9 protein-coding genes and 1 pseudogene are annotated in these 9,772 nt (G+C 41.7%); all 10 read left to right on the top strand.

What is annotated here, in order from left to right:
* Window positions 1-260 precede the first annotated feature (260 nt).
* Window positions 261-1,172, top strand: coding sequence for an arginase (rocF, locus tag WAX46_RS14930; protein WP_336494265.1), 912 nt, complete (start codon window positions 261-263; stop codon window positions 1,170-1,172).
* A gap of 183 nt (window positions 1,173-1,355) precedes the next feature.
* Window positions 1,356-1,919, top strand: coding sequence for an RNA polymerase sigma factor SigW (gene sigW, locus WAX46_RS14925; RefSeq protein WP_226568425.1), 564 nt, complete (start codon window positions 1,356-1,358; stop codon window positions 1,917-1,919).
* 14 nt (window positions 1,920-1,933) lie between these two features.
* Window positions 1,934-2,560, top strand: a complete 627-nt coding sequence (gene rsiW / locus WAX46_RS14920; protein ID WP_336494264.1) for an anti-sigma-W factor RsiW — start codon at window positions 1,934-1,936, stop codon at window positions 2,558-2,560.
* A gap of 218 nt (window positions 2,561-2,778) precedes the next feature.
* Window positions 2,779-3,600 (top strand): diadenylate cyclase CdaA, encoded by an 822-nt coding sequence (cdaA, locus tag WAX46_RS14915; RefSeq protein ID WP_226568408.1) that lies wholly within the window; start codon window positions 2,779-2,781, stop codon window positions 3,598-3,600.
* Window positions 3,593-4,948, top strand: a complete 1,356-nt coding sequence (locus WAX46_RS14910) for a CdaR family protein (RefSeq protein WP_336494263.1) — start codon at window positions 3,593-3,595, stop codon at window positions 4,946-4,948. Before cdaA ends, WAX46_RS14910 begins: the two co-directional genes overlap by 8 nt.
* Window positions 4,949-4,998: 50 nt before the next feature.
* Window positions 4,999-6,345: a phosphoglucosamine mutase gene (glmM, locus tag WAX46_RS14905; protein ID WP_226568406.1), complete on the top strand. Its 1,347-nt coding sequence runs from the start codon at window positions 4,999-5,001 to the stop codon at window positions 6,343-6,345.
* A gap of 577 nt (window positions 6,346-6,922) precedes the next feature.
* The gene (gene glmS, locus WAX46_RS14900) at window positions 6,923-8,725 is read left to right on the top strand and encodes a glutamine--fructose-6-phosphate transaminase (isomerizing) (protein WP_226568396.1); all 1,803 of its coding nucleotides are present in this window, start codon (window positions 6,923-6,925) and stop codon (window positions 8,723-8,725) included.
* A gap of 118 nt (window positions 8,726-8,843) precedes the next feature.
* Window positions 8,844-9,023: pseudogene (locus WAX46_RS14895) on the top strand (hypothetical protein); the annotation flags it as partial.
* A gap of 187 nt (window positions 9,024-9,210) precedes the next feature.
* Complete coding sequence (locus tag WAX46_RS15995) at window positions 9,211-9,396, top strand: SUMF1/EgtB/PvdO family nonheme iron enzyme (protein WP_442895682.1); 186 nt, start codon at window positions 9,211-9,213, stop codon at window positions 9,394-9,396.
* A 56-nt stretch (window positions 9,397-9,452) separates the two neighbouring features.
* Complete coding sequence (locus WAX46_RS15990; protein WP_442895681.1) at window positions 9,453-9,602, top strand: hypothetical protein; 150 nt, start codon at window positions 9,453-9,455, stop codon at window positions 9,600-9,602.
* The last annotated feature ends 170 nt before the right edge of the window (window positions 9,603-9,772 follow it).

The raw sequence follows: 9,772 nt of genomic DNA, 5'->3' as shown, positions 1-9,772 counted from the left end.
CTCAAAAAGCTAGCAAACTGGACATGGAAAGGACCATGTCCAGCGTAAGACAACTGATAAATTTTATCAAAATAAGTGAAAACCCCACTTTTACTTGAAGTAAAGGTGGGGTTTGTCTACGGTCTGAGACACCTTTTTCAAAAAGGTGTCTTTTTTATATTGATAGAAGAAATGTATAACTATTCAAAATGTTGTTGAGTTGAGTCAGGAGGCATTGAGAAAGTAAAATATAAGCATGAACGGAAAGGGGATGTACATATATGGGAGAACTAAAGAAGGTCACGATTATCGGGGTTCCGATGGATTTGGGTCAAATGAGAAGGGGCGTCGATATGGGGCCGAGTGCGATTCGATGTGCTGGTGTAAAAGAAAAATTGGAATCGCTTTCATTTGAAGTTGAGGATCTTGGAGATATTCCAGTTGAGCAAAGGGACGATGAGAAAGGTCTCTATACAAGTGAAAAGCTAAAAAATCTAACAGAGAATGCTGATGCGAATGAGCTTCTTGCTGAAAAGGTTGACAGTATTGTGCAGTCAGGTTCGTTTCCGCTGATTTTAGGCGGTGATCACAGCATTGCAATCGGCACACTTGCCGGTGTAGCCAAGCATTATGAAAACTTGGGTGTCATTTGGTATGATGCGCACGGTGATTTAAATACAGAAGAAACATCTCCTTCTGGAAATATTCATGGAATGCCACTTGCTGTTAGTATTGGCATTGGTCATGCTGATTTAACGAATATTGGTAGGTATTCTCCTAAAGTGAAGCCTGAAAATATCATTTTAATTGGTGCTCGTTCCTTAGATGAAGGAGAAAGGGCGTTGATTAGAGAAAAAGGCATTAAGGTGTATACAATGCATGAAATAGATCGTTTGGGGATGACCAGAGTGATGGAAGAAGCCATTGCGTATTTAAAGGAAAGAACAGATGGTGTCCACTTATCGCTTGATTTAGATGGATTAGATCCAGCGGAATGCCCTGGTGTAGGAACTCCGGTGGCGGGCGGCATTAGTTATCGTGAGAGTCACCTTGCCATGGAGCTTTTAGAGGAAGCGGGTATTTTGACTTCTGCTGAATTTGTTGAGGTGAATCCGATATTAGATGAGAAAAATAAAACAGCAGAAACAGCAGTTGCTTTAATTGGTTCTTTAATGGGTGAAAAGTTATTGTAGAGCGGGATTTGTTCCTGTTCTTTTTTATTTTGGGGAAATTTAAGGATATATTAAGGTTTTTACCGACTGATAAGCGCAACACGCTGTCAAAAATTTGTTACACTATTTTTTAGAGGAGAATGAAACCTTTTGAAAGAAGGTTCGTATACATAAAGACCGGTGAAGGCAGAGGTTGAATATACTATGGAAACAATGATTAAAAAAAGAATTAAGCAAGTGAAAAAAGGCGACCAGAACGCATTTACAGACATCGTAGACCTGTATAAAGACAAAATTTATCAGCTGTGCTACCGTATGCTTGGGAATGCACACGAAGCGGAGGATATTGCACAGGAGGCATTTATTCGTGCCTATGTGAATATTGAGAGCTTTGATGTGAATCGTAAGTTTTCCACGTGGCTGTACCGCATTGCAACCAACCTGTCCATCGACCGTATTCGCAAAAAAAAGCCGGATTATTATTTAGATGCAGAGGTGGCAGGCACAGAAGGACTGAATATGTATTCTCAAATTGCTGCTGATGGCATTTTTCCAGAGGATGAGGTGGTGTCTCTTGAATTATCGAGCACCATTCAGCAAAAAATTCTAAGACTACCAGATAAATATCGTTCGGTCATCGTATTAAAGTATATTGATGAACTCTCGTTAAAAGAAATTAGTGAGATTCTGAATATACCAATTGGTACGGTAAAAACGAGAATACACAGGGGTAGAGAGGCTCTCCGGAAACAGTTGAGAGACCTTTGAGTGAGGTGATTTTGATGAGCTGTCAGGATAAAATCGTCCAGCTTATGCATCAGTATTTAGACGGGGATATTGAGCCTGAAGATGAAAAGGAATTAAAGAGCCATCTGCAATCGTGTGAGGAGTGCCGTACTCATTTTCAACAAATTGAGAAATCCATCGCGCTAGTGCAGAGTACATCTCATATAGAAGCACCATCTGATTTCACTGCAAAGGTGATGGCAGGTCTTCCAAAGGAGAAAAAGCGTGTGTCGATTCAAAGATGGATTAAAGCTCACCCACTGATCGTGGCCGCTGCCCTCTTTGTGATATTGATGGGAGGCAGTCTGTTTACAAGCTGGAATACCGATCATAATTTCAGTGTGTCAAAGCAGCCGAATCTCGTGGTTGAAAATGATATTGTGACCGTACCTAAAGGGGAAACCGTCAAAGGTGATGTCACTGTCAAAAATGGCAAGCTGATTGTAGAAGGCAAGGTTGATGGAAATGTAACAGTCGTCAATGGGGAACAGCTGACGGCTTCTGCCGGACAAGTCACTGGTCAAATCAATGAAATTAATGAAGTGTTTGATTGGGTTTGGTTCAAATTGAAATCCACAGCACAAGACGTGATGCGGGTCATTGGGCCAGAGGAACAAAAGTAAATCATACAGTTTGAGAGCAGTCTCTAAGCTTAGGGACTGCTCTTTTTCTATACAATCGATCAGATACATGCATACTAGAAAGCCAGCCATATATGGCAACTGTTTTCCTTGAAGAAACAAAATGTGGTATAATAGCCACGCTATGTATTTATACATAGGCTCTTTTTTATAAAAAATGCATCATACGAAGAAACTTGAAAATTCTGGAGGACGAGGAAATGGCTTTAGGGGATATTCCTTTTTTGCAGTACCTCGGTAATGCTGTTGATATTCTCGTTGTTTGGTATGTGATATATAAATTAATGATGGTCATCCGCGGAACAAAAGCGGTTCAGCTTTTAAAGGGAATTGTGGTCATTGTTCTCGTCAGGATGGGAAGTGCGTATCTCGGTCTTAATACACTTCAATGGCTGATGGATCAAGCGATTACGTGGGGGTTCCTTGCGATCATTATTATTTTTCAGCCAGAGCTAAGGAGAGCGCTTGAGCAGCTTGGGCGCGGCCGTTTCTTCTCAAGAAGCGGGACACCTGTAGAGGAACAGCAGCAGAAAACGATCGAGGCAATTACAAAAGCAATCAATTATATGGCAAAACGTAGAATAGGGGCGCTACTGACGATTGAGCGCGATACTGGAATGAATGATTATATAGAGACAGGAATTCCTTTGAATGCAAAGGTCAGTTCTGAGTTGCTGATTAATATTTTCATTCCGAATACACCGCTTCATGACGGTGCTGTTATTATGAAGCGTGATGAGATTGCAGCTGCGGGTTGTTATTTACCACTGTCAGAAAGTCCTTTTATCTCTAAGGAACTCGGAACCCGTCACCGGGCGGCAGTCGGTATTAGTGAAGTGACGGACAGCTTAACAATCATCGTCTCAGAGGAGACAGGTAGCATTAGTGTTGCAAGAAATGGTGATCTCCATCGAGAATTAACAGAAGAAGCGCTTGAAGAAATGCTAATTGCTGAATTTAGTAAGAACAGCAAAGATGATTCCTCGACCAAATGGTATTGGAGGGGCAAGAAAAATGGATAAGATTATGAATAATCGCTGGGCCGTTAAGTTTCTTGCATTGGTCTTCGCTTTATTGCTGTATGGTGCAGTTAATTCAGCGCAAGCGCCCACACCGAAAAAAATCGGTGAATCCTTTTTCCCAACATCGACGACAGATGAAGCAACCTTAACTGACATTCCTGTTAAAGCGTATTATGATGACGAGAAGTATGTCGTCACTGGGGTACCGCAAACAGTCAATGTCACGATTATAGGATCAACAAGTGCTGTGAAAACAGCAAGACAAACGAAGAATTTTGAAATTTACGCAGATATGCAAAAGTTAACGACAGGCACACATAAAGTAGAGCTGAAGTCAAGAGGTGTATTAAAGGGGATCACATTAACGATTAATCCGTCTGTGACAACTGTGACGATACAAGAAAAAACCTCAGCTGAATTCCCTGTTGAAACAGAATTTTATAATCAAAATAAAATCAAAGACGGCTATTCACCTGAACAGCCTATCGTGAATCCGAAAAAGGTCACTGTCACTGGTTCAAAGGACGTGATCGACAAAATTTCTGTTATTAAAGCATTTGTAAACCTAGAGGATGTCGATCAACAAATTGAAAAACAAGCGAAGCTCACTGTGTATGATAGCAGCGGGAATGAGCTACCAGTTAAAGTGAGTCCGTCGGTTGTGGATATTACGGTCCCGATTACGAGCCCGAGCAAGAAGGTCCCGTTTAAAATTGAGCGGACGGGCAGCTTACCGGATGGGATCAGTATCTCAAGCATTGAGACAAGCCCAAGTGAGGTCACTGTCTACGGTTCTCAAAAGGTGCTAGATGCACTAGATTTTATTGATGGCGTTAAGCTGGACCTAAGCAAAATTAAAGATGATACGGAGATTGATGCCGACATTCTACTGCCAGATGGTGTGAAAAAGGTATCACCTGAAACCGTTAAGATCAAAGTGAAGGTTGCAACAGCTGAAGAAAAAAAGATCGATAATGTACCTATTTCTGTCGTGGGTCTGAGCAAGGATCTCAGCTCTGAATTTGTGAGTCCGTCTTCTGGGCGTCTTACGTTAACAGCAAAAGGATCAAAGAGTGCAATTGATAAACTAAAGGCTTCAGATATTGAAGCCTATATCAATGTGGGGGACTTAAACGAAGGAACACATGAGGTCAAAGTACAAGTGAATGGCCCTCAAAATGTGACATGGACATTATCTAGATCAAAGGTCAAAGTAAAACTTACCTCTACTGATTCAGAAGATCAGCCGGCTTCTACGAATGATCGAAAGGATCAATCATCTGATGACGATGATCATCAGGAAGAGAAGAGTAAAGAGGAATCGATGACAGCGGGTCAAAGAAGATAAAAAAGGGGACACAGCGTCCTCTTGAACGGTAAAAAAGGAGCGATTGAAACATGGGCAAGTACTTTGGAACTGATGGTGTAAGGGGTGTGGCTAATAACGAATTAACGCCAGAGCTCGCATTTAAAATTGGGAGATTTGGTGGCTATGTCCTCACGAAGGATAAAGAACGTCCAAAGGTACTCGTTGGACGAGACACACGTGTATCCGGTCATATGCTAGAAGGAGCTCTCGTTGCAGGTCTACTTTCAATAGGGGCTGAAGTGATGCGTTTAGGTGTGATCTCAACACCTGGAGTATCTTATTTAACGAAGGCAATGGATGCAGAAGCAGGTGTCATGATTTCTGCTTCTCATAACCCAGTTCAAGACAACGGAATTAAATTTTTCGGCGGGGACGGCTTTAAGCTGTCAGATGAACAGGAGAATGAAATTGAGCAGCTAATGGATCAGCCAGTCGATCAATTACCACGTCCGGTTGGAGCCGATCTTGGAACGGTGAATGATTACTTTGAAGGCGGTCAGAAATACTTGCAATTCTTGAAGCAGACAGCGGACGAGGATTTCACAGGTATTCACGTGGCGCTTGACTGTGCTCATGGTGCAACATCTTCTCTTGCGACACATTTATTTGCTGATTTAGATGCAGATGTGTCAACAATGGGAACATCACCAAACGGATTGAATATTAACGATGGCGTAGGTTCCACTCATCCAGAGGCACTTTCTGTTTTTGTAAAAGAAAAGGGTGCAGATATTGGCCTTGCGTTTGATGGTGACGGCGACCGCTTAATTGCAGTCGATGAAAAAGGTGATATCGTAGACGGCGATCAAATTATGTACATATGTGCACGTTATCTAAAGGGTGAAGGCCGATTAAAGGATGACACCGTCGTGTCAACGGTCATGAGTAACCTTGGTTTCTATAAAGCGCTTGAAAAGCAAGGCATTAAGAGCATTCAAACCGCTGTTGGTGACCGCTATGTGGTCGAGGCGATGAAAAACGACGGCTATAATGTCGGCGGCGAGCAATCAGGCCACTTGATTTTCCTTGATTACAATACGACAGGTGACGGCATGCTTTCTGCGATCATGCTTGTGAATACACTCAAAGCAACAGGAAAAACATTATCAGAGCTTGCGGCTGAAATGGAAAAGTTCCCGCAAATTCTAGTGAATGTGAAGGTATCTGATAAATATAAAGTGGAAGAAAATGAAAAAGTGAAAGCTGTGATCCAAGAGGTCGAAAAAGAGATGAACGGTGACGGCCGTATCCTTGTTCGTCCATCTGGAACAGAGCCGCTTGTACGTGTCATGGCAGAGGCGAAAACAAAAGAGCTGTGTGATGAATATGTGGCTCGCATTACGGCTGTTGTCAAAGATGAAATGGGTATTGAGTAATAGATAAAAAAGCAAATCGCAGAGCCTGCGGTTTGCTTTTTTTGAATAAGCGTCATAAGAGGAGGGATCTGTACGAATCTTATAAGAGAGGGCCATTTGCTGCTGCCTTCATACATAGGAGAGCACATCAAAGGTAGAACGTGACAAGCTTCATCGCATATAGTGTATGGAGGTCTCACTTTCTAAAATGACGGGGATCACCCGCTAAATTTGATTGACGGAGGTCAGACCTTATAGTACAATCATCCTTGTGTTACTGGATTTTTATTCTATCAGGAAAGGCAGGGTAGATGTTCAAGAACTTTTATAATGATAGCGCCCGAACTAAGCGATCGGACGACAGATGCTTAGTTGACGAGGATGGAGGTTATCGAATTTTCGGCGGATGCCTCCCGGCTGATCAAAAAAAGAGATCACAGCCGTAAGTGTTTCTTTAAACCAAAGAGGTGACTCTTTGTACAAAGGGAATACACATGATCTCCCAAAATAAACATGTAGAGAGGGACGAAGAAATGTCCCTTCTATTTTAGTAGGCTTTCTTTGTCCCTTTCACATGATCGGGAGGAAGAGAATATTTATGTGTGGAATCGTAGGTTATATTGGTCAGAATGATGCGAAGGAAATCTTATTAAAAGGTTTAGAGAAGCTTGAGTACCGCGGGTATGACTCAGCAGGTATCGCTGTGGCAAACGAAGAAGGCGTGCATGTGTTCAAAGAAAAAGGACGTATCGCTGAGCTTCGTGAAGTCGTAGATGCAAACGTGGCATCTTCAGCAGGAATCGGACATACACGCTGGGCAACACACGGTGTACCAAGCCATCTAAATGCACATCCGCATCAAAGTGCTTCTGGCCGTTTTACGCTTGTTCATAACGGTGTCATCGAGAACTATGTACAATTGACACGCGAATATTTACAAGACGTCACACTAAAAAGCGACACAGATACAGAGGTTGTTGTTCAAGTCATCGAACAATTTGTAAACAGAGGTCTTGATACAGAGGAAGCTTTCCGTCAAACGCTTCTTCAACTAAAAGGCTCTTACGCAATTGCTCTTTTCGATAACGAAAACAAAGAAACAATCTATGTGGCGAAAAACAAAAGCCCATTATTGGTTGGTTTCGGAGAAGATTTCAACGTTGTGGCTTCTGACGCAATGGCGATGCTTCAAGTAACAAACGAATATGCGGAATTAATGGATAAAGAAATGGTCATTGTCACTAAAGACGAGGTTATCATCAAAAACCTTGACGGTGATATCATGACACGTCCTTCTTATATCGCTGAGCTAGATGCAAGCGACATCGAGAAAGGCACATATCCTCACTACATGTTAAAAGAAACGGATGAGCAGCCGCTTGTGATGCGCAAAATCATCCAAGAATATCAAGACGAAAACGGCAAGCTGTCAGTCGCTGGCGATATCGCAAGCGCAGTAGCAGAAGCAGACCGCATTTACATTGTGGCTTGCGGAACGAGCTACCATGCTGGACTTGTTGGTAAACAATATATTGAAGACTGGGCGAAAGTACCTGTAGAAGTCCATGTAGCAAGTGAATTCTCTTACAACATGCCGCTTCTATCGAAAAAACCGTTGTTCATCTTCCTTTCTCAATCTGGGGAGACTGCGGACAGCCGTGCTGTACTTGTTCAAGTTAAAGAGCTTGGTCATAAAGCATTAACGATCACAAACGTACCAGGGTCAACGCTTTCTCGTGAAGCAGACTTCACATTGCTTCTACATGCAGGACCAGAAATCGCAGTGGCTTCAACAAAAGCCTACACAGCACAAATCGCTGTTCTTGCGATCCTTGCATCCGTTGCAGCTGAACTAAATGGTCAATCTCTTGACTTTGATCTTGTGAAAGAGCTTGGGATTGTAGCAAACGCAATGGAAGCTCTTGTGGATCAAAAGGATGAAATGGAACAAATCGCTCGTGACTACTTCACAGTGACACGTAACGCATTCTTTATCGGAAGAGGACTTGACTACTATGTGTGCCTTGAAGGTTCACTAAAACTAAAAGAGATCTCTTACATCCAAGCAGAAGGCTTTGCTGGCGGAGAACTGAAACACGGCACCATTGCTTTAATTGAAGAAGGCACACCGGTCATTGCCCTTGCAACCCTAGAGCACGTGAACCTCAGCATTCGCGGTAACGTTAAGGAAGTCGTTGCACGCGGAGCAAACCCATGTGTCATCTCACTAAAAGGCCTAGAAGACGAAGGCGACCGTTTCGTCCTTCCAGCTGTACACCCAGCACTTGCACCACTTGCATCTGTTGTCCCATTACAGCTGATCGCTTACTACGCAGCCCTTCACCGCGGGTGTGATGTGGATAAACCACGTAACCTTGCGAAGAGTGTGACGGTGGAGTAGGGGTTCGGTTTTAAACAAAGTCTTTAACATTGTGGATTTGAAATAAAGTTGTGATGTTTGTAAAAAAAGTCACGATGTAATACCCCTTTAGATTATAGTAGTCTAAAGGGGTGTTTTTGTGTCAAGAAGAACGAGAACATCTAAAGTTGAAAAATGGATAAAAGAAGGTTGAGGGTCTGGTACTGTTTCGGATTATTAGCCGTGGCTGAACATTCAAGATGTTTCTTCATTAGGAAGATCTACTCGATTAAAAGGCATTAAAACAAGTAGACAACATGTATTCCTATCAGGTTTGGAATGAAGAATATTATTTACTTATTTCCCATTAATTCTAAATACTTGTTTTTTTATTAAAAAATGGTAATTATTTGCATATGCAAAACATTAATTCAACCTCTAAATGAGTATTTTTAGATACAAATATTACCATAAAAAACCAATGAAGGGTACATTATGCCACTTGGTTAGAAAATAACCCTAGAAGTTTGAAAGAGTGGAGAGAAGGTATTACATCCTTTAGTGATTCTTTCCCTACTGAACCTGTTAAAAGGGCTGATTCCTTCGAGAAAGAATGGTCTGTTAGCCCCTATGGAGTTGTGGGTATGGTAGGAAATCAATGGGAATGGACGAAAAGTGAATTATACACTAAAAGACATTTTTCCCTTCCTTAGCAAATCAGTCACAACATCATAATTTTGCAATTTTAAAAGGTGGTTCATTCTTTTCATTGCCAGGATTAATTTATCCTTCATTCAGAGGTAAGGATATCCCATTTTGTAGACATAACGAGATGGGAATTAGATGTGTTAAAAACATTCCTATCCATACTTTAAGAAAAGCTATTGGTAAACCTATTACTAATAATGCAATTTATTAATTTTAATTTGGGGAGAAATTAAAAGAAGGTAATTGAATACCTTCTTTCAGACCGTAGACAAACCCCACCTTTACTTCAAGTAAAAGTGGGGTTTTCACTTATTTTGATAAAATTTATCAGTTGTCTTACGCTGGACATGGTCCTTTCCATGTCCAGTTTGCTAGCTTTTT

The sequence above is a fragment of the Bacillus sp. FJAT-53060 genome (assembly GCF_037104745.1).
Taxonomy (GTDB): Bacteria; Bacillota; Bacilli; order Bacillales; family Bacillaceae; genus Bacillus; species Bacillus stratosphericus_B.
The sequence above is the reverse complement of the archived record's forward strand: the minus strand, read 5'-3'. Positions and strand labels throughout refer to the sequence as shown.

What these genes read in the sequence shown, in the direction of transcription:
- rsiW (WP_336494264.1), top strand. Translation starts at nt 1,934, where the DNA reads ATGAGCTGTCAGGATAAAATCGTCCAGCTTATGCATCAGTATTTAGAC.
- rocF (WP_336494265.1), top strand. Translation starts at nt 261, where the DNA reads ATGGGAGAACTAAAGAAGGTCACGATTATCGGGGTTCCGATGGATTTG.
- WAX46_RS14910 (WP_336494263.1), top strand. Translation starts at nt 3,593, where the DNA reads ATGGATAAGATTATGAATAATCGCTGGGCCGTTAAGTTTCTTGCATTG.
- sigW (WP_226568425.1), top strand. Translation starts at nt 1,356, where the DNA reads ATGGAAACAATGATTAAAAAAAGAATTAAGCAAGTGAAAAAAGGCGAC.
- cdaA (WP_226568408.1), top strand. Translation starts at nt 2,779, where the DNA reads ATGGCTTTAGGGGATATTCCTTTTTTGCAGTACCTCGGTAATGCTGTT.
- glmM (WP_226568406.1), top strand. Translation starts at nt 4,999, where the DNA reads ATGGGCAAGTACTTTGGAACTGATGGTGTAAGGGGTGTGGCTAATAAC.
- glmS (WP_226568396.1), top strand. Translation starts at nt 6,923, where the DNA reads ATGTGTGGAATCGTAGGTTATATTGGTCAGAATGATGCGAAGGAAATC.